Source organism: Thainema salinarum CENA647 (assembly GCF_057732415.1).
The window spans coordinates 2,763,843-2,785,089 of record NZ_JBYJZJ010000022.1 but is presented as its reverse complement, the minus strand read 5'-3'; the positions used below and the strand labels follow the sequence as shown (position 1 = coordinate 2,785,089).

Annotated in this window: 17 protein-coding genes; 6 read left to right on the top strand and 11 right to left on the bottom strand. The window is 50.4% G+C overall.

Annotation, left to right across the window (positions count from 1 at the left end; genetic code table 11):
- Positions 1–25: 25 nt before the first annotated feature.
- The 8 genes from AC286M_RS19115 to AC286M_RS19080 all read right to left on the bottom strand — a co-directional run bounded on the left by AC286M_RS19115 (position 26) and on the right by AC286M_RS19080 (position 10,909).
- The gene (locus AC286M_RS19115; protein ID WP_488205903.1) at positions 26–943 is read right to left on the bottom strand and encodes an NAD(+) kinase; all 918 of its coding nucleotides are present in this window, start codon (positions 941–943) and stop codon (positions 26–28) included.
- A 138-nt stretch (positions 944–1,081) separates the two neighbouring features.
- Positions 1,082–2,044, bottom strand: coding sequence for an SDR family oxidoreductase (locus tag AC286M_RS19110; protein WP_488205902.1), 963 nt, complete (start codon positions 2,042–2,044; stop codon positions 1,082–1,084).
- Positions 2,045–2,360: 316 nt separating this feature from the next.
- Complete coding sequence (petM, locus tag AC286M_RS19105; protein ID WP_488205901.1) at positions 2,361–2,465, bottom strand: cytochrome b6-f complex subunit PetM; 105 nt, start codon at positions 2,463–2,465, stop codon at positions 2,361–2,363.
- Positions 2,466–2,633: 168 nt separating this feature from the next.
- Positions 2,634–5,165, bottom strand: a complete 2,532-nt coding sequence (locus tag AC286M_RS19100; protein WP_488205900.1) for a transglycosylase domain-containing protein — start codon at positions 5,163–5,165, stop codon at positions 2,634–2,636.
- Positions 5,166–5,840: 675 nt separating this feature from the next.
- Positions 5,841–6,884, bottom strand: a complete 1,044-nt coding sequence (gene chlG, locus AC286M_RS19095) for a chlorophyll synthase ChlG (protein WP_488205899.1) — start codon at positions 6,882–6,884, stop codon at positions 5,841–5,843.
- Between the two features lie 125 nt (positions 6,885–7,009).
- The gene (locus AC286M_RS19090; protein WP_488205898.1) at positions 7,010–8,110 is read right to left on the bottom strand and encodes a Get3/ArsA fold putative tail anchor-mediating ATPase NosAFP; all 1,101 of its coding nucleotides are present in this window, start codon (positions 8,108–8,110) and stop codon (positions 7,010–7,012) included.
- A 235-nt stretch (positions 8,111–8,345) separates the two neighbouring features.
- Positions 8,346–8,537: a cytochrome b6f subunit PetP gene (gene petP, locus AC286M_RS19085; protein ID WP_488205897.1), complete on the bottom strand. Its 192-nt coding sequence runs from the start codon at positions 8,535–8,537 to the stop codon at positions 8,346–8,348.
- A 314-nt stretch (positions 8,538–8,851) separates the two neighbouring features.
- The gene (locus tag AC286M_RS19080) at positions 8,852–10,909 is read right to left on the bottom strand and encodes an iron uptake porin (RefSeq protein ID WP_488205896.1); all 2,058 of its coding nucleotides are present in this window, start codon (positions 10,907–10,909) and stop codon (positions 8,852–8,854) included.
- A gap of 1,110 nt (positions 10,910–12,019) precedes the next feature.
- Between AC286M_RS19080 and AC286M_RS19075 the strand changes: the two genes are divergently transcribed.
- Positions 12,020–13,726, top strand: a complete 1,707-nt coding sequence (locus tag AC286M_RS19075; RefSeq protein ID WP_488205895.1) for a DUF8738 domain-containing protein — start codon at positions 12,020–12,022, stop codon at positions 13,724–13,726.
- 101 nt (positions 13,727–13,827) lie between these two features.
- Here AC286M_RS19075 and AC286M_RS19070 read toward each other — a convergent pair whose 3' ends face one another.
- Both AC286M_RS19070 and lpxD read right to left on the bottom strand, forming a co-directional pair.
- Positions 13,828–14,598: an alpha/beta fold hydrolase gene (locus AC286M_RS19070; protein WP_488205894.1), complete on the bottom strand. Its 771-nt coding sequence runs from the start codon at positions 14,596–14,598 to the stop codon at positions 13,828–13,830.
- 250 nt (positions 14,599–14,848) lie between these two features.
- Positions 14,849–15,919, bottom strand: coding sequence for a UDP-3-O-(3-hydroxymyristoyl)glucosamine N-acyltransferase (lpxD, locus tag AC286M_RS19065; RefSeq protein WP_488205893.1), 1,071 nt, complete (start codon positions 15,917–15,919; stop codon positions 14,849–14,851).
- Between the two features lie 386 nt (positions 15,920–16,305).
- Between lpxD and AC286M_RS19060 the strand changes: the two genes are divergently transcribed.
- Positions 16,306–17,121: an HAD family hydrolase gene (locus AC286M_RS19060; protein ID WP_488205892.1), complete on the top strand. Its 816-nt coding sequence runs from the start codon at positions 16,306–16,308 to the stop codon at positions 17,119–17,121.
- A 66-nt stretch (positions 17,122–17,187) separates the two neighbouring features.
- Here the strand turns inward: AC286M_RS19060 and AC286M_RS19055 are convergent, their stop codons facing one another.
- Entirely contained in the window at positions 17,188–17,898 is a 711-nt protein-coding gene (locus tag AC286M_RS19055; protein ID WP_488205891.1) for a ferredoxin--NADP reductase, read from the bottom strand.
- A gap of 356 nt (positions 17,899–18,254) precedes the next feature.
- Between AC286M_RS19055 and AC286M_RS19050 the strand changes: the two genes are divergently transcribed.
- From AC286M_RS19050 to AC286M_RS19035, 4 genes are all read left to right on the top strand, one after another.
- Complete coding sequence (locus AC286M_RS19050) at positions 18,255–19,508, top strand: class I SAM-dependent methyltransferase (protein ID WP_488205890.1); 1,254 nt, start codon at positions 18,255–18,257, stop codon at positions 19,506–19,508.
- A gap of 86 nt (positions 19,509–19,594) precedes the next feature.
- Positions 19,595–19,921: a DUF3593 domain-containing protein gene (locus AC286M_RS19045; RefSeq protein WP_488205889.1), complete on the top strand. Its 327-nt coding sequence runs from the start codon at positions 19,595–19,597 to the stop codon at positions 19,919–19,921.
- A gap of 65 nt (positions 19,922–19,986) precedes the next feature.
- A complete protein-coding gene (locus AC286M_RS19040; RefSeq protein WP_488205888.1) occupies positions 19,987–20,247 on the top strand; it encodes a MoaD/ThiS family protein in 261 nt (86 codons plus the stop codon).
- 14 nt (positions 20,248–20,261) lie between these two features.
- Entirely contained in the window at positions 20,262–21,245 is a 984-nt protein-coding gene (locus tag AC286M_RS19035) for a questin oxidase family protein (protein WP_488205887.1), read from the top strand.
- The last annotated feature ends 2 nt before the right edge of the window (positions 21,246–21,247 follow it).

Below are 21,247 nucleotides of genomic sequence, written 5' to 3'. Positions count from 1 at the left end.
GGCTTGCCAAACAATATGCGACCTATTACGGTAATTCCACGGATGTGGGTTTAGCAATATGCGGTAGGCCCCAACCCAACTTTTCTCGAAGCACACGGAAAAACTCCGGCTGCTGCAAACGGACAAATCGAGCTATATATTTTGAGCGAACTACCATGACGCGATCACCCGCCGAAATATAGCAGCCTGCATTACCATCCACCACCATCACTAACTGCTGCGGATTGGCCGAGTAGACAGTGACAGGTTCGCTATCCGGAAAAACTAATGCCCGCGACGCTAACGAATGGGGACAAATTGGAATCAGCTGCATCACAGATACACCAGGTGCAATCACTGGGCCACCTGCCGATAGAGAATAGGCAGTTGATCCCGTAGGCGTTGAAATAATCACCCCATCTGCCGCAATATCAACAGGTGCATGGTTTCCGATAGCAACTTCAAAATGGCACATGCTGGTCAGCGGTTCACGATGAAGCACCATTTCATTCAAACAAAGAGCTTCCCATACCAGCTTGTCCTGTTGCCACACTTCAACCGTCAGCATGGCTCGCTCTTCTAGCTGAAATGAACCAGCCAAAACCTGTTCAATGGCCTGGGGCAACTGATTAAGGTACGTTTCTGTCAAAAACCCCATGTGCCCTGTATTAACAGTCAGCAGAGGAATATCGACAGGAGCAAGCTGACGGCAGGCAGACAGCACCGTACCGTCACCACCCAGCACAATCGCAAACTCCATATCAGAGTCAAAGTGGGGAGGAGTGAGACTTTCGATCGGCGTGTGGCAAATTGGTCGCTCAGGGCTGGAGTAGCCAAGAATGCCGCCAATTCCCGTTGCCACGTGAGTATCCCAACCGTCCGCCTTGAGACGAGTTGCTAAGTCTTGAGCGGCTCGGCAAGCAATAGGTTTAACGTCGTTGTAGATAATGCCAGCTTTCGGCACATTCAGCGTCCGCAGGTCGATTTACTGAAAGATACAATAGCACTTCTATGCCTTGCTATTGTATCGAAGGGGGTAGATTCTTGAGAACAAAAGCTGCACAGCAGCTCTCTTAGAACTTCCTTGGATTGGCAAAAAGAGCTAGAAGGGAAACTTCTTCTTTCTGGACTTGCCGCTCTCATAATTCAGTTCCTTTAGTTTTCTCATAATACGACTAAAGTACTCTTGCAAATACTCTTCCAGCGTCGTTGTTTCCTTTGGATCAATCTGGAAGACCTCATAGACTTCCTCCATGGGGGCATCCAGAGGTTTACCGGTAGCAACAACTTCCGTAAAAGCCAGCCGATCGGCTAGATTTTGTCCCCACTGGAAAAAGCGAGCCACGCGCCGTACACCTCGCAGTAGGCCAAGCGGCATTTGAGAAATCTTAGCGGTCTGCCCAGATAATCGTTCGCATAGACGAATAATTTCGTACGCTGTCCAAGCACGTGTGCCAACAAGAGGAAATGAGCGATTTTCAGTCTCAGGAATTGAGAGCGCCTTAACCGCAAACTTGGCAATATCCTGAGTGTTCATATAAGCCGTAGGTGCTGTCTCACCTGTGACCCACACCGCCTGATTCTCCAGGATAGGAATTGCATACTGACCAATCAACCCCTGAAGGAAACCACAGGGCTTGAGAATCGTATATTTGAGACCCGATTCAGCCAAGAAGTCCTCAGTGCAGTGCTTGATATCCATCAGCGGCACATCTGGAAACTTCTCAGAATTGAGGATTGAGATGAAGACAAAGCGCTCAACCTTCGCTTCAGATGCAGCTTGGATTAAATTAACTTTGCCCTCCCAATCAACCTGACGAATGGAGAGGGAATCTGTTGGTCGAGCTGTTGCAGCATCAATTACAGCCGTCACGCCTTCAAATGCAGGTGGGAGGGTTTCAGGCTGGCAGAGGTCAGCTTTAACCAACTCTGCGCCCCATTCCCGGAGGAACGCGGCTCGGCGAAAACTTCGCACGAGACAGCGCACCTGATATCCCTCATCAAGAGCATGACGGGCAATTTGCCTTCCTAATGTGCCAGTCGCACCAACGATTAGTAAAGTCATGAGGGATAAAGATGTTTTCTAAACGTAAACTTTTGATAAGATTTTATCAGAAAGCAGCGGCAAACTTCTCATAAAATTGCCGGAATTTGAAAAATTTGTTTACGACCTCTACCACTATTCGGTACAGAGCGACCTGTTGAGGGTTAGCACCTGCTGCCAAGTTGCTCCTGTAGCAGTCGCCACATCAGTTAAGACATTAAGAAACAAAGAAAGCTCTTGAAGCCTGAGGTTGGCGAGGTTGAACCTCAACTGACCGCAGTCTGTCAAGAGCTTTCTGCGTACGTGCAAGTGCTGTTAATTAGAAGGATTACCCTATTTATTCTTCGCCACCCTGGAGTCGCAGCATTAGGAAACCGACTCCTAGCCCAACCAAAATCAGCGTGAATGATAGAATTGCCGCGTTAAAAATTTCTCCGCCCATCGGTTTAAAGATTCTCCTTGTTTAGTGGTCATTAACTTAGCGATTTATGAGTGGTGCAAGACCCTCAACCCTTTTAGTACTCTGATTTTTGATTTGCTGCTAAGTTCCGTCGCTAAGTATTTTAGAACAGTTTGATCCCCTTATTGGAATGCACCTTGCGGATCGCGGTTATTCCTTAGTCGATGAGTTGCCTGCTGCAGGTTCTGGAGGAGGTGGACTCTTGGGAGGTGCAGGTATAGCAGGCTCTGGCGGTGGCGCAACGGGTGCGGGAGCCGTCGGTGGTGGTGGCTCAACAGCAGCAGGCGCAACCGGTGCAGGGGCCGTTGGCGGCATTGGAATCGGCTCAGGTTCAGCAGGGGCAGGAGGGGCAGGAATAGGTGAAGCAGGAGGATCGTCGTTACCATCGGATGGAGCCGGAGGTTCAGTAGGTGGCTCACTGGCTGGTTCAGGTGTTCTAGGTGGAGCTTTGGGCGTACTGCGATCGCGTTCTGGCGTTGGCACTTTGTCCCGATTAGAACTGCCGCTGCGCTGGGATGAGGAACCAGAAGAGCGACTGCGATCGCGTTCTTCACCCCCACCGGAATAGCCAGAAGACTCTGACTCATCCTCATCGCTCGACGAGTAGGAACGGCTGCGACTCGGCGTGTCGTCATCGTCATCATCGTCGCTGCTGCTAGAACTCGCTTTTGCCGCTGTTACCCGACCGGGCTTGACGGGCTGAGCCTCAATCGTGCCTTCGCGGTTCAGGTTAGGACGTTCAGGGAAATCTTCTACTTCCATGCCGTCAACAACATCCCGCATAAACAGCCGCCAGGTCGCTGCTGCCGTGCTGCTAGCGCCCCAGGTGGGACTGCTGTCGTCATTACCCAGCCACACGCCTGTCACAACTTGAGGGATGTAGCCAACAAACCATAGATCTCGATTGCGCTCAGACGTACCGGTTTTACCGGCAACGGGGCGATCAATTGCGGCTCGGCTACCCGTACCGCCCTGCACAACCCCTTGCAGCATCCAGGTGACGATTGCCGCTGATTCAGCATCAACGGCTCGCTCTGGCTTCAATTCGTCAGAAGCATCGTAAATCACGTCGCCATAGCGATTGTAAATCTTCAAAATTGCCCGAGGATTGTGGTGCATACCTTCCGCCGCCAGGGTGCCATAGGCCCCAGTCAGCTCCAGTAAAGTAACCTCCGACGCACCCAGAGCCAGCGAGTAGGTTGGCAGCAGCTCAGATTCAACGCCCATTCGGTTGGCCATGTCGATGACGGTTTGAAAGCCAACATCGACTAGAACCTTAACGGCCACGATGTTTACTGATTTGGTTAGGGCTTCCCGCATTGAGACGTTGCCGCTGTAGCTGCCGCCATAGTTTTTCGGTTCATAGCCGTCTACAACATACTTAGCGTCGGCGTAAGTTTTGTAGGGGGAAAAGCCAGCTGCGATCGCAGTTGTATAAACAAAAGCTTTGAACGTCGAACCCGGTTGGCGCTGGGCTTGGGTGGCGCGGTTGAACTGGCTGTCACCAAACTCGGTGCCACCGGCTAGGGCTTTAATCTGCCCGTTACGCGGATCAATCGAAACTAAAGCGGCCTGTTCAAAACGTTGTCCGCCTCCCCAACGATCAACGGCTTCCTTCACGACTTCTTCCGCCTTCTGCTGCCAGACCGGATTCATGGTCGTTTCGACAGTCAGACCACCCACCTCAATCTCTTCAGGAGAGAGAATTTCGTTTAGCTGCTGCTGGACATAAGAGGTGAAGTACGGGTGGGAGCTATAGAGATTTTTAGGCGCACTAGGGTTGAGGTCAAGCGGAGACGCAACAGCCTGATCTGCCTCTGCGGCTGAGATAAAGCCATCTGCTTCCATCCGGCGCAAGACTAAGTTACGCCGCGTTAGAGCTGCGTCCGGATTGACCATCGGCGAATATTCGCTGGGTGCTGGTGCTAAGCCTGCAATCATCGCCATTTCAGGCAAGGTAAGCTGATCGACTGGCTTGCTGAAGTAGACCCAAGCAGCATCAGCCACGCCGTAGGCTCCCGATCCTAAATACACCAGATTAAGATAGCGCTCTAGAATACTGGCTTTGCTCAGATCACGCTCAATCTTGCGAGCTAGCATCACTTCTCGCAGTTTCCGCTCATAGGTGCGATCCTGATCGAGAAAGACAATCCGAGCCAGCTGCTGCGTGATGGTGCTCGCACCTTCAACCACCTCACGCTCTCGTAGGTTGGCATAAGCAGCACGGGCAATACCTTGAAAATCTATGCCTCTATGGTCATAAAAACGGCGATCTTCCGATGCAATAAATGCCTGTGCCATCTGTTCAGGCATATTGTCGAAGGTGACCTTATCGCGGGTAGCCGGACCAATGTACTGCAAGACCGAACCGTCTGCAGCCTTAATCGTCATCGTGCCATCGCGAGCGTAGCTATTGACTTCCGCGACATCAGGCAGATTGGCTTCAAGCGTGGAAACGTAGCGGTAGGCTTGAGTGCTTGAGCTGGTCACTACAGCTCCCATCGCCATCAAAATCCACAGTCCCCAGCGCTGATAAATTGGCTTGCGGGGTCGCAAGAAGCGGCGACCATCCCGACGCCTCTTACCAGAGGGAAAATTACCAGCGGGAACATTAACTGTGTTCTCTGTGTCCTCAGCAGAAGCAGCTGATGAATCAACGGACTTTGGCCGTGCAGGCGTCATGGAGGATTCCATCGCCTGATGAGCGTCGTTTGTTGATGAGGATGAGTTCCTCAAGCGTGAAATAAAATTTGCCACGTTATCGCCTCACACGCCATCAAAAACACCACGATCTAAAACAGGGTAAACCTGCTAAATCATTTCATCAATGAGTCTCATCAATGAAAAAACGAATCAAATTCATCTCGGGATCACGTACCTTTATAGGACTTTATACGCAGAAAGACCAATTTGGCTACTTTTTAAATTAAATTGCGATCGCACTACAGCTCAACAATTTATCCAGATTCCTTGAAAAACAAAGTGTTTCCCCTTTGTTTTGAGAAAAAGAAAAATTCAAAGTTGACAATGAACTTTGCGGACTACTCTTAGATTTCTTTTAGATTTTTAAATTTCGTTTCGAGCTGCTCTTAGAGTTCTATGTATAGGGTTCCAGAATGGATGGTTCTTCTTAAAAGGCATGATGTCAGTCAGTTAGTAAGCTCACCTCACAACAAGCATCATTAGCAGCGTCATTATTTGAATGCACTATCCTCAAATGTTCGAAAGAGTTGTGAAAAGTAAATCCACTCTACTTCTCACAACTCTTTTAGGATGCTTTAGGAGACTGCTGAATTTGCTACATTGATTTGGAAAATACTAGCGCTCAGTAGCAGAAATTTAAACAGCACTGGGATACTAGACACCTGCATGTCCAAGTGCTAAAGCAGTGACCAACATGCCAAAAACGAGAAATGGCTGAGCGCTAGCCTGATATTTCACGTCGTTTTCTAGCGGATCGCGGAGAAAATACATGTCTTGGAACGTAATTTGAGGAATGACCAGCAAAATCAGCAGCACTGCATAGAGATTTTGCTGAATATTCATCAAATAGCCTGCAATTCCCAGTTGAAAAATATCGATCATCAGCACGCAAATCCAAGCCGCTGTGCCGATACCAAACATTACAGGCAGAGACTTGAGCCCCAATTGGCGATCGCCTTCAACGCTCTTGAAGTCGTTGACGACCGCAATCCCTAGACCCGCGAAGCTGTAAATCAGCGTCAGTACCACAATCGTGGGATTCAAATCGCCAAAGAGTGCATGACCCGCCCACCAGGGTAGAGCAATATAGCTGGCACCGAGAGCATAGTTACCCAACCAGCCGTTCTGCTTCAGCTTCAGCGGTGGAGCCGAGTAAATATAGGAGATGAACGAACCACCAATGGCCAAAACGGTGATCGTCGGAAACTCATGACCCGCCCACGTATCTAAGCCATAGGCCAAGGCGATACCTGCAACCAGCAGGACTAAAATTTGGGTGACAACCTGCGGAATAGAAATCGCGCCGGAGGGAATGGGACGATAGGGTTCGTTGATCGCATCAATTTCGCGATCGTAAAAGTCGTTGAGCGTTTGGGTGTAGCCCGTGAGCAGTGGCCCGGATAGCAACATACAGGCTGCCGCAATCAGGACATACTCAAATTTCCAAACGTATCCGCCGGAAGAAGCTGCACCGCAGACTACACCCCAAATCAGAGGAATCCAGGTGATCGGCTTCATCAACTGCAGGCGAATTTTCCAGATGGAGGTTTCGCCCGGTTCAGCCCCTTTCATACCCAGCATCTGACGAGTTTTGCTGCCCCGCTTAGCCGTTGCCTCAGTGGTTGCAGCAGTCGTCGATTCGGGGGTGACAGTAGAGGTGGACTCTTGAGAACGTTCAGGAGTATTGGATTCAGTCATAGCGCCTAACTGCCTAGCAGCAATTCAATCTTAGAACGATGGTGATGATATTTAGGTCATGCTTTTATAGGGTATGGCATAGCTACTACCCTACAAAAACGGATAAACCCGTGATTTCTGATGAACTAGAACGAAATAATTAAGTAGCCATCTTGGAATTTGGCTCCAGTGACTTGGCGACCACTGAGTCCATCAGGTAGCCACAAATTGCGGCGCTGATCGCCAGCCTCGATGGTCACTTCTGGCCCGTACTGGGTCAACTTGACCTGTCGCTTATCGAAACTGGGCAAGAACAGCCGCACCTGCTTGCTGGCCGTATCAATCGTTACTGGCTTAGGTGCTTGTGCCGCTTTGGAAAAGTCGGGTAGGGCACTGATCAGCAGCTGCCAGTCCGCATCAGCTTGGGTGGGGATGGCGCTGATAGGCAGGGGAGCAAAGGGAGCACTGTCAATTTCAGCACTGCTGGATTGGTTGAGCAGGACGCCGCCCACCGTCAAGCCTACCTGCTGAGCACTGCCCCACAAATAAGCCGCAGTTGCGATCGCAACTGGATCGTCGGTCGTTACCAAATACGCAGCGACGCGATTGGGATCAGTAACTGCTTTTTTGCCGTCATCCAGGATGTTGTTCATCTCGTTGGTCGGCTGCTGGTTGAAGATATCGTTGCCCGACCAGTTGACGTTCAGCACCGCACTGCTAACAGGTTGAATAAACGGAGAGAGCGATCTCCAAAATTCCGATTCTGTGAACACTTTACGGAAGCGACGCACATACCAGCTCAGAATTTCGGGCATCCCCAACATGCGCAGCGTGGCCTGATCGCCCGCTCCGTCGTACACAATTACGTCGTAGCGCTTGCTGGCATCGTATTCCCGCAGCGCATTGAGGGCGAGCGCGCTATCCATACCGGGCAGCACCCCAAGTTCCTGGCCGTAGACCTCTTTGAAGAACGGCGTTTTGACGTATTGAGCTTCTAGCTTCTTGACTTCTTCCCAACTGCGCTCCAGCAGCGTGGCCGAGCGGAACTGCACGGCCTGTAGATTCGGTTCTACCTCTTGTGGATCAACGCCTAGCTCAGTGTTGAGCATCAGCCCTAATCCGGGACCAGCGCTTTGACTGGCCAGGAGAACCCGTTTTCCCTGCTGGGCAAAATGTTTGGCCGCTGCGATCGCAAGTGTGGTGCGTCCGGTGCCGCCTTTTCCCAAGAATGTCAGAATAAAAGCCATAACTTAATTCAATATGTGACCTGATAGGGATCGCTGCCGATACAGCGCTTCTCATACGGGTGAGTCACAAGCCTGTTTTTTGCCTTCAACAAGAAGCATGCTCATGAATCTCACTCGGTTGAGAGCTGCAGTATTTGTACCCAATAAAAAATCGGCAAGGATGGAGCCTCAGCAAAATCGCTTGCCTCAACTTCTACCTTGCCGTGAATTAAAGGGCAAAGCAACTAGCCGATGGTTAGACAGACGCTAACTCATCCTCAAAAAACCAAGTCGTGAACTTATCGTCGAATTGAACGATAACCCCAATTTCTTTGCCATCCAAAACCCGATAGTCCCGGATCATGCCGGTTTGTCCTAGGCGATTGATGATATCTTGCGAAACCCGATCCCGAAGGCGACAAACTTTTACTTTCTGACCAATTTCCATGACTGCGTTTTATGAAATAAACCTGCGTAATCTCGTCGTTCTGTAAAACTCAGTGCTTGTAAAAGTTCCAGAACTTTCGAGAGTATACCGTAATGGGTATCCCTTATTGAATGTCTCTACCGCTATTTATGCGCAGATTGCTGAACCATTGAATCGCAGGTCAAGGCTTTGGCACAGCATCCACTTGGGTTTACAAGCTTGCTTGGGCATTGCTGATTTTAGGAATGAATTGGGATGTAGGAGCAGTGTCCCTGCATCCCAATTCATCCCCAGATTAAGCAACCCCTGCTGATATTTGTACGGGTTTGCTGAAATTAGAAGGTTAATGCGGTGCGCAATACGCCCACCACCGCCGTGTCGTTACCGCTGTAGCCCTCGGGATTAAAGATGGCAAATACACCCGGCGTTAGAGTGATGTTATCCGATACGCGGAAACTAATATATCCTTCCAAGTGATAAGGTTCAGCGTCCTCCGGGTTAAATGCGACACCACCGATGCTGTCCCGATGCAGGGGTTGTCCAAACAGAATGCCAGCACTACTGCCTTCATCGAAAATGTCTTGCAGATGCAATCCGACCATCCAATTGATAAAGTTGGTACTTGCATCAACATCGACCAAATCAGCGAAAATATAAGCGCCCGAGGCCACAAACGAGACGTCATCTAAAAAGCGCCAGTTGAGCGTCGCGCCCAGCGAGTTGAGCTGAATCCCTTCATTCGCGATCGCTAAGACGGGATTTCCTCCCACCGCTGCGAGTTGGGCGGCATTGGGATCGAACAAGATGGAACCGATGTCAGAACTGCTTAGGCCCGTACCCAGAATATTGATCTGGTGATAGCTATGGGCGTAGTTCAGGCCAAATTGCAGACGATCGGATGGCGTGAGGGTTAGCTGGGCGGCGGCTACATAGCTCCCACCAAATAAGCCTGCACCCAATGGTGTGCCACCCGTCAGCCCTTGGTTACTGGTAAGGGGTGCATTGACACTGCCATAGAGTGCCGTCAGATTGACTGAATCGGCAATATTCCAGATAAATCCGCCCGCAGAGGCCAGTCCCGTTCCGGATGTGCCGCCCGATACGCGAACTGCTGCATTGTAGGGGGCAAAGCGGGAAAGCGCGCCCTGTGTGTCATTGGCAAAGGGGCTAACTGCGGGAAAGGCGTCCGTTACTTCAGCATTTGTCCCAACAAAAAACGTGACATCATCCAAGAAGCTGGGAAAGACATAAAGCAGCTTGTACAGACGCAGATCGTTAGGGTTGAGGGGAGTCAGGGTCTGAGGATTGGTGCCTGGAAACTGCGGCTCGAACCCAAGGCGGACTGTACTTGCGTTCAGCGAGAGCGGATCGGAATAGCCCAGCGTGCCCTGGATGCTATTGGGATCCCCGAGGAAATTGTAAGCCTGTAAGCCCGTAATTAGCAGATCCTGTCCGGTGAAGCTAGTTGTCAAATTCAAACGCAACCGATAGTTCAGTCCAACCTGAGTATCATTGCTGGGTATGCCGCCAGTGTTGCTGAGAATTCCAGGTGTGGCCTCAGGTTCTCCGGCACCGGGATAGGCTCCCGTTGCGCCAGCCAGCCCTAAGATGAGTTGTCCACTCAATTGAGTGGTGGTTGAGAATTGATTCGCTTCAACTTCAGCAACTCGCGTTTCCAGCGCATCTACCCGTCCCCGTATGGTCGCCAGTTCCGCTGCGAATTGCTCTTGTAGTGCCCGAATAGTATCGAGGTCTGTGTCTGTAACTCCACCCGTACCCGTAATTTCGAGAATCCGATCTAAACAAGCATTGAGACCTGCCGCAAACTCATACCGAGTTAAGCTGCGATCGCCCCGATAGGTTCCGTCTGGGTATCCGGCAATGCAGCCATAACGCTCGACCAGAGATTGCAAGGCTTGAAATGCCCAATCCGTAGGCTGAACATCTGAAAGCTGGGAGACTGACGTGACCTGTGCCATTGGGTCAGTCGGAGAACTCTCCATCGCGGTGGCTTGGGGTTCTGTTGATCCAGAGGGCTGAGGAATTGCCGAATCAATCCTTTCTGGCAATGCTGGCAATTCCGCAATCTGTTGCTGAGAAATGGAATCCGGTTGTGGCCGAGCTTCAGACGGTAATGCCGCTTTTTCGCCCCCTTCTCTGATGCTGATCTGGTCGTTTAGGGCATTGAGATTGGCATTTGAATTAAGGTGTTGTTCGAATAAGCTATCTGCTGTAGTTGTCGGTAACGCATCTAGACTCGCATGAGTCGGAATTAGCTCTTCTCGATAAGCTATCTGGGTGTCTTTAGCGAGGGCTTCATTTGCCCATACAACATTTAGTAACGAATATGCGATCGCAATTTGCCAGCGACAGAATCGTAAATCCTTGAACACAGTCAATCCTCACACAACAGCAGTAAATTTGGAACACAACTGATCTGGGACACAACTGTTGATACAGTCATTGATACAGCCGTGTATCCAGACCAATTCAATACAGAGCTCTACGACACTTTCATGACACACGAGCACAAAAAACACGACAGGATTTGCTCCCACTTCAAGTCATAAAGTGGAACAGTTTGCTGTAATTTGTGCCGGGTAATAGTTGATGTCTAGGTTGACAATTAACTGCCCAAGACGTGCCTGAATTGTCAGACTAGCTAATGTCGATTAGGCAATCGGCTGCCTCTTGTTTGATTAGCTATCTTTAGCTAACTTCTCTCTGTTGAAGCTGATGCTATCATGCAGTCTTATAAGTTCATTTTTAGATTATTAAATCCAATGATTTGTTTTTGTGATTTATAAATTTATTTCGTGGATATGAATAGATTGAGGTTTTGTGTGTTGTTCAGCGTTTAGAGGTGAGGGGCTGTAGAGGCTGTAAAGGAGTTAGCCGTTAATGAAATCGTAGGGGCGAATGGTAATTCGCCCATTAGATAGCTGTAGGGGAGTTAGGCCGTTAATGAAATCGGTAGGGGCGAATGGCATTCGCCCTAGTGTCATGTGTTCGGTAGGGGGGGAATGCCATCGCTCTAATGGTTTTGTACGAATGGCGTTCCCGTTAGATAGCGCAGGGGCGGGTGCAGAGCAAAACTGTAGCGAATGTATCAATCTTTAGTTTTAATAAAGATCTACGTTTTTGGCAGAGAACGCGGTAGATATAGAACATACAGATGAGTACACACCTTCCTAATGGTTCAGTGAGTCTATGCATAGTCTGTTTGGGTGCGGTAACTAGATCGCAACCTGAAACGAGCCTAGATAACAAGCTTAGACTGTCTGTAGATATTGCTGGATGATAATCCCTGACTTCGGTTAGGGATATTTTTTGTGTCGATGCAGCGGTACTAGAGTGGTCTACTTTAGCCTAGCGCTGTCTCAAGTCTGTCTCAGATTTGGTAACGGAACTCTGACATCCTGAATGAGTCGATAGAGTTGGGATAGTTAAACGCTGGAGTTGATTGTGAATCAGTTGGACTCCTATTAAGGTTTGGGTTATCTATGACTCTTCGTAATTCTCTGCATCACATTTTGGGTTCCTACCGCTCATCGCAACGCTTAGCCTCAACGCTACTGCTGGGCGGCTTTTTAACATTGAGTGTGGGTGAACAGGCTGGTTTTGCGGCTGTGCGATCGCACTTAACAGATACAGCGACACGGCCTGAGCTGATTGCTAAAGGGCGAGGCTTTCCCATGTCACAGCGCAATCGCATGATTCCAGCCAGCCTAGAAGCACAAATTAAAGCTCGAATCCGGGCAGAATACGACATCAATCCGTCGCGGCTGCGGGTCAGTGAAGCCGAGCGCGAAACCTGGTCAGATAGTTGCTTAGGCTTAGGCGGTCCGGCTGAAATCTGCGCCTTTGTCATGACGCCAGGGTGGCGGGTGACGATGACCGCTGGGGACAGTACATGGATTTATCGCACCGATGAGTCCGGTAATTCAATCCGGCTGGAATCAACCACGTTTAATGAGACCCCCAATAGTTCGGATCGTCCGAATGGTCGTTTGCCGAATCAGGTTGAGCGGCGAGTCTATGAGTATGTCGCGCGGGAAGCGGGTACTTCGCGCCTACGCATCACCAATTCCAGTGCGGAAGAGTGGCCGGACATGTGTTTGGGCGTTCCCAATCCGGTTGAACTCTGTGCTCCAGCGGTTACTCCCGGTTGGCGCGTAACTGTGACCGATGGGGATGAAGAGTGGACGGTACGCACCAATGCCAACGCAACTGAAATTCGCCTAGAGCCGGAAGTCGTCAACTCTGGCTTACCGGATAGCATCCGCGATCGCATTTTCGAGCGAGTTTATTCTGAGAATGATGTGATCGCTGTCCAGGTGGTTGATGCTAGTCAGGAAACCTGGAGCGATAGCTGTTTGGGTTTGGGTCAACCTTATGAAGGCTGTTTACAGGCACTGGTTCCGGGTTGGCGAGTTGAAGTTACCGATGGCCAACGCACGTGGATTTATCGGACAGATGAAACAGGTGACAGTATCCGCTTGGAAGAGCAAACTGCCACAAGTCAGCTCCCAGAAATGGTTGAGACGCGGGTGCTGGAAGCTGCCGCTGCCGAAACGGATCAGCCAGTCAGCCAGTTCACCATTACTGACTTCACCTCTCGGACCTGGGACGGCTGTATGGGAGTGGCTAGCCCAATGACGGCCTGTACGATGATCGCGATTTCAGGCTGGCAGGTCGTCATCACCGATCAGACTCAAACGTGGATATACCATACCAATTTTGATGGAACTGACATTCGGCTAAATGACATCGTTGGTGTTGAACAAGCCGATGTCACGATTCAAATCATGCCCGATGCCTCTCTCCCGCGACCGATTGAAGAAGAAATCTTTCGAGTCAGCATGAGCGGTGGCTTTGCCGGTATGGATACCGCAACCGTTCTACTCGCAGATGGTCGCGTTATTCAGTACACCGCTGGCCCCAACCAGCCTGAAACCCGTACTGTTTTGACTCAGGTTTCGCCCGCTGCGATCGCACAATTTCAGGATATCGTCGCGTCCCACCAGCTCAATCGCTTTCATCGTCTGAACTACCAGCCAACTCACAGCGTTGCGGATACGTTCACGGTGACGGTTTCCACCGCAATGGGTGGCGTGACCCAATACGATGATTCTATTGCTGGCCAACTGCCCGACGATTTGCAGGCCATTATGCAGGCTTGGCAGAATTTGACGACAGCAACACGCTAATTCTCCTTGCTAGTGATGCCGATTTAACGCCACAAGCTGGAGGGTTCTGAACCCTCCAGCTTGTGGCGTATTTGGTTGATATTGGCTTTTAACCAGGCTTATTATGCTGCGATCGCACGTAGCTGATTCGCCAACCAGTTTGCTGCTTCCAAGGGAATGAGATGACCCACTTGCTGAGTTGTAATCAGATCGGCATCAGGTAGGATATCCAGCACATCGCTTTGAATCGTGTCAAACGGAATCACCGGGTCATCTTCAGAGGCAATCACGGTCAAGGGTACAGAAGTCTTTGCCACCTGATCGGCAATGGAATGATTCATGCCGTCTAGCAGCCACCAGCGCCAAGCGGAGTTGTCTACCGTCACGTGGGTTTGGATTGCGAGTTCATGCTGATCAGAGCGAAGAGACTGCTGTGTTGCATTCGTAACCGTTGTTTTGGCGTTGTCTCGGCTGGGGTGATTGTTGAGCAACCGCTCTTTTTCTTCGGCAGGCATCGGTTCCTGCGTCGGGGGTGAGGGGGCAACGAGGATGATTTGGGAGGGCGTGAGATCGCAACTTGCTGCAATTTGCAGCGCAATTTTGCCGCCCATTGAATGGCCTATAAGAATGTAGTCCTCAATCTCCAGCCGAGCCAGTTCCTGGCAAACATCATCGGCATATGCTTGGAGGGACGGTTGATCGAATGCAGCTCGACCACCAAATCCCGGCAGGTAAATGGCAACACAGCGATAGTCCGGTAGCTGTTCGGCTACCCACTGCCAGCTCGTGGCTGCTCCACCAAAATAGTGCAGGAACACCAGCGTTTTAGGAGTGCTGTCTTGTTTGTTATTCGTCCATTCGACGGTGGATGAAGTTTGAACTCCAGTTGTCATATTTTCCTTAACGTGCGGTAGTGAATTGCGATATGCAGGGTTGCAGGGTACAAATGCAGGGTGCGATCGCAACTCGATTTTTCTCTTCCGCATCATAAAAGGGCGACTGGATTTGAGGCTCTGTCGAAAGTAGGGATAGTGATTCTCACAAAAAACCGAGGAGGTGACTGACCACTGTGGCACGGCGGTCAAGTCACCTCTTCCGGTTTTCGATCTGCGTCGTGCGAAATCCTGCGAGATGCAAGTATGTTTACTTATTATTTTGCTCTGCTGATTGCTGAGCCAGAAATCGCTTCATCTCTCGCATGGTCTGATAAATCTCCGGCAGCTTTGTGTAGGCAATGATCACTCTGCGCCACATTTTATTGGGCATGGCGGGCGCACCGGACACAATCGACTTCGCTTCGGTAATGTCCTTATGTAAACCCGATTGAGCCGTGATCATCACCCCATCGGCGACGGTCACATCATTACTGACTCCAACCTGTCCACCAATGAAGACACCGTTACCAATGGTGACGCGACCGGATAAACCCACCAGGGACGACATGGCGCAGCTTTGGCCAATTTTGCAGCCGTGACCAATCTGCACCAGGTTATCCAGCTTGGTATTGCGACCAATCCGGGTTTCACCGACCGCAGGCCGATCAATCGTCGTGTTGCAGCCGATTTCCACATTATCTTCCAGCACCACATAGCCCGACTGGTGCATCTTGACCAGTCCCTGAGGAGAGGGCACAAAGCCGAACCCTTCGGAACCGACGACTGCACCCGCGTGAATTACGCAGTCTGCCCCGATTTGGCTGCGTTCTTGAATCACGCAGTTGGCATGGAGCACAGTGCGATCGCCAATTTGGGCATCGGGATAAACCGTCACGTTGGGGTGAATACACACGCTATCACCAATCACGGCTCTGGGCTGAATCACAGCGTGAGGGCCAATGTAAACATTCTTGCCAATGGTCGCTGTGGGATGAATGACTGCGGAAGGATGAATTTCTGGCTCTGGCTGATAGGGCTGGTAGAAGCAGGCAATGGTGTGAGCAAACATCAGACGCGGATCGGCGACCGTCAGCCAAGCGATACCGCGTTCAGTGGCCTGGGTTAATAACGCTTCATTTTGGGGCAGAATAAGAGCGCTCGCTGTGGTTGTCCCCACACATTTGGCGTATTTCTCCCCTTCGATATAGCTGATGGTGCCCGCTACGGCCTCACTGACTGCTGCCACACCCTGAAGTTCAGGATCGAGATTGGCATCCTGTGCAAGGCTGCTGTGCTGCACGTCAACGCCGAGAGATTGAACCAGTTCGCTAAATTTCATCCTGTCTGCATATCTGCAATTTGACAGACATCAGCATAGCCCATTGGGCCTGCCGTAGTGATTAGGTGATGATTTTTCGTTGTATAACCCTTGTCTGAATAACGAAAAATCATGGGTCTTACAGCAGCGCAGTTCCAGGGTTGAGGGTTGAGTAAGAGGGTTGAGGTGGATGGGTGAATGGATGAATGGGTGACCGAATATGCTGCTTCATTGCTTTCTATACCTTCCGACTCCTCACTCCTTACTCCTCTCGCCTCACATTTTGGTTCTAGCAGATTTACCATAAGTTAAGCTAATACACCAAAAACGATATTTGTGTCGCAACTTATATTACGGGCTGTTAATATTGAAGATATATTTCAAAACGCCAAGTTTGGTAAAGCACCATGACCTTCGCTACGGCATCTAATTACGAGCAACACTACGCACCTTCCCAGCGGATGAAGTGGTTTCTACAGCCGGGAATAGTTGTATTCTGCGACTTTGATGGCCCCATCGTTGATGTGTCGGAGCGCTACTACCAAACCTATCGGCTGAGCTTAGCTGAAACGTTTGCTCAGTATTTGACTAGAGGTGAACGGCTCCAGCTTTCGCTGCTGACGAAGGAACAGTTTTGGCAACTGAAGTGCGATCGCACACCCGATATTGAAATTGCAGCTCAGTCCGGTCTACAGGGAGAGCAAATTGACCTGTTTTTGCAGCAAGTGCAGCAGATTGTCAATCGGCCTGCACTACTGCATCAGGATGACATTCAGCCAGGTGTACGCTGGGCGCTCTCCCACCTCTGCAATCGCGGCATCCAGGTCGTTCTGGTAACGCTACGTCAGCAGCAGCAGGTGGAATCCATCGTTCAAGCTGCCGGACTGGCCCCTGCATTCAGCGGTATCTTTGGAGCACAGGATGATCAGGCGGCCTATCAGAATCATGCTGATCATAAAACAGCGCTTTTGCAAAATGCGATCGCACATGCCCAGCGTCAGGGTTGGCGTCTGGGCTGGATGATTGGCGATACGGAAGCAGATGTGCTGGCCGGACAAGCATTGAACATTCCAACGGTTTCGCTCACCTGCGGCATCCGCAGTCGCCTGTATTTGGAGCAGTTCCAGCCAGATTTAATTCATCAGAATTTGCTATCTGCCGTTCACTATCTGCTGGGCTATCGAATTCGAACTGCGATGCCTGCACTGTCTTACGCTGGTTAGTCGTGTGATTCAATATTTTTTGTTGGGTCAAGGCTCAGCCTTGCCCAACAAAAAATATTGAATTAGTTAGAAGCTGTGAAAAGTTTCAAAGCGAATCTGCTGGGGACAGGCTCCAAGTGCGATCGCACAATGCTGTAGTTCAATCGTGCGTCGATTGACCGCACAGATATCAATATCAAACTGTGCCAAATCAAGTTCGGCTTGCGTCAGCACGTCTTCCGGTGTTTGCTGAAAAATGGGTACATACTGAAACTGTGGCCAGATTTGGCTGAGAGCCTGTAGCTCATCCCAATAGGGAAGCTGATCGGTCGTTTCCGGATTCGCTTGAATCAGCCAGACCGGATGGGGGAATTTCGTTTCGTAGAGCCAGTCAAGCTGACTTTTAATCGGAGCGATCCCAGATCCTTCTGCCAAATACAGTCGAGGGCGAATGGGCGGTCGATCCAGCGTCAGCAGACCGTAGGGGCCACGCGCTGCAATCGTGCCGCCCACGGGAATGTCTTGCAGATAAGCCGAACTCCAGCCCACCCGCGAGACGCAAAGTTCTACCTCGGGGCAGTTCGAGGGCGACGATGACATGGAATAAATTTTGCTGAACTGGCGACCCTCTCGCTCAAATTTGGGCCAAATCGCCTGTCCTGGCAGAAACGAAAAATCAGGCTGATCCAACCGCAGGCGAATCGCCTTAATCGTCGGCGTCAGCCAGCGAGATTCTAGCACCGTCGCGATGCAATCCATTGGCATCGTCGGGCGCAGCGTTTGAATAATTTCCATCATCACCTTTACCTGTGCATCGCAGGATGTAAGTGGCTAAGCAAGTGGTTAAGCAATCGGCAGGCGTTCTGACTCCAGAAAGGCTTGAGTTGGGAGCGATTTGTTTTGTGCAGAATGCACAAAACAAATCGCTCCTTCATTTCTGTCACAGCTGCGGCACAGCGCCGGATTTGCACCGGACTTTCCCTAGATAGCTTTTACGTTGATCCACATCGAGATCAAGCTGTCTGATTTGGGCTGATCCCCCAAATCACCGAGTAGCGCTTGGCTATTGTAGCGTGGCAGACACCGAATTAAGGCACAAGATGTAGGAATTTCTGCCATTTCATTACCCAAGGTTCGTTACACTGCGAATGGATATGGTTATCGCTCTGTTACTATTTCTGTTCACCTGCGGCATGTCTTCAACCCATCAGCATTTACATCTCTGTCGTGCGATCGCAGATCGTATCGCCAACCATGCGGATCAGCGGATTCCGTTTACAGACTACATGGACTTGGCGCTCTATCATCCGGATTATGGCTACTACGCCACGAATCAGGCGCAGATTGGTGTGGGAGGCGATTTTTTTACCTCACCGCACTTAGGAAAGGATTTTGGTGAGCTACTGGCAGAGCAATTAGTCGATATGTGGCAGGTGATGGGACAGCCACAGCCGTTTTCGCTGGTAGAAATGGGCGCAGGTCAAGGTTTACTGGCGGTTGATATTCTGCGGTATCTCAACGAGCGCCATCCAGAGTTTTTTGCCTGCATTGACTACGTCATTATCGAAAAAGCCGCCGGACTGATTGCCGACCAGCAGCGCCGACTGAAGCGGCTCATTGACCAGGGATTTCCGATTCGCTGGACGGACTGGCAGGCTCTGCCGTCTAACTCTATCGTTGGCTGCTGCTTTTCCAATGAGCTGGTGGATGCTTTTCCGGTACATCTGGTGACGATCAAGCAGGGTGAACTTCAGGAAATCTACGTCACGCTGGTGGATTTAGAGGCCGATATTCCGCAGTTCATTGAGATTGTGGGCGAACTCTCTACGCCGAAACTGCGCGAGTATTTTGAGCTGGTTGGGGTGCAGATTCCCACTGAGCGTTATCCAGAGGGCTTCCGCAGCGAGGTCAATTTGGCGGCACTGGACTGGATCGAAACCGTGTGCGATCGCATCCAGCAGGGCTATTTACTCACGATTGACTATGGCTATCCTGCTGACCGCTACTACAGTCCCTATCGCGATCAGGGCACGCTCCAGTGCTATTACCAGCACAGCCACCACGACGATCCCTACATTTACGTTGGTCAGCAGGATATTACGGCTCATGTGGACTTCACCGCGCTAGAAAATCAGGGCGAGCGCTGCGGTTTACACACCGTGGGCACGACTCAGCAAGCCATGTTTTTGATGGCATTGGGTCTAGGCGATCGGATTGCCAATTTGTCCAACATGGATGAAACCGACACCTACTCCCTACGCGAACTTTTACGGCGACGGCAAGCCCTACATGATTTAATGAATCCGATGGGACTAGGGAATTTTGGCGTTTTGGTGCAAAGTAAAGGCTTGAGCGCAGCCCAGCAGCAGCAGGCACTGAAGGGCCTGACGATTCCACCGTTGATGTAACTCAATTTAATGGTTGAGTAAAAGGTCGCGATGCCAACCTTTTACTCAACCATTAAATTGGTTTTGATGCAGAGAACAATATAACAATGCTAAGTAAAGAAAGCTTATTTGCCCTATCGCTGTTTCCCTATCTGGGGTTTCTCTGGTTTCTGACGCGGTCGGGTCAGACGCCGCGACTGGCGCTGATTGGATTTTATGGAACGCTCGTGTTCGTCGCTGTTACGATTCCGGCGGGGATTTATGCTCAGGTTGCCTTTGGTGAGCAGTTGGCTAATGTGGACTGGCTGCACGGTGGGGCTGAGGTTTTCTTAACGCTATCGAATATTTTGGTCGTCCTCGGTTTTCGGCAAGCGATTCAGCAAAAGCGGGGGAAAGTGGCTTCATCTAAAGTGGATCGGTCTACGGTGGGGTAGGTCTAGGGCGTGAGAGTGTGAGGCGTGAGGAGTAAAGCGATCAGGTGAAGGATTAATAGATTTAGATGAGTGAGTCAACGATTACGGTTATGGTTAAGCTGTTTGCGGCTTATCAGGAGGCGTATGGGATGCCTGAGCTGCAGATGGAACTGCCGCCGGGGACGACGGTTATGCAAGTGTGCGATCGCATTCTCACAGAACATCCCGAATTAGACAATCTACGAAAAATCACTCGGTTTGGCGTCAACTTACAGTTTGCTGAACCAGATACCGTTTTGCACAATGGAGATGAGGTGGTTCTAATTCCACCCGTCAGCGGCGGTTAAGTTGGAGTAGGCCTATGGATATCGGTCAGCATTGTCGCAGCTTAATTCAGCAAGCGTCTAGTTTTCATCCGCTCTATGGCGATCGCTTGGCCAATCACCTGCCGATGGTTCTGATTGCAATGCAGCAAATGGGAGCAGACGACACAGCTCTGACTCAGTATTACCGCGCCTATATCTCGAAGCTTCAGGGTGTTAATTCAGAAAAAAGCAGATTTACACAGGACTTTGTAGCCACAGAACATCTCGGCAATCGCGATCGCTTCAATGATTTTTCTGCCTTTTTTCATCAGGAAATCGCGAAATCAGGCAAATCAGCGGTTTTACAGGAATGGTTGCCGCTTTTAATGCCGGGGGTTGCGGCTTCTGCTTTTCATGCGCTAATTCGACTGGCATATGCGGTTGAGGCCGATCTTGATTCCGAAATTGCCATTGCGCTGGCTTATTGGGCTGCTGAGTTTCAGCCTCTGGGTTCTGTGGGGCAAACGACCAGCGAATCCATTATCGATATTGCGGTTCGTCTGGGGCCAATTGGAGCCGAGCATCAATTTCAGCCGGGCATTATTGTTGACCGGATGAATGAAATTAAAGAACTCAGCACCTTCCAATCAGCGATTTATCAGCCTGAACAGCTATGTTTAGACGATATCCGGCAGCTTTGTATTGCCGCTTATCTGCAAACGGGTGATTTTACGCTGCTCCATGCCGTAACGAGTACACACGCATTTCGGGTCATTTTGCCGTACCAATCCAATCCAGAATTGGCGCTGCGATATCACTGGCAGGCAATCTTGGTTGCCTATCTCAGTACAGGGTTGCTTCTCAATCCGGATAATCAGGATGCTCCGACACATCAGCAAGACTGGTCATCCTGTTTTACCAATGCGATCGCATCTCGAAATGATCATCAAATTAAGCTGACGTATACCTGCTGGCGCGAGTTCGAGCAATCTCACGCGGCCCAATATCTGCGAGCCGCTCATCAAGTTAACCATCGATAATT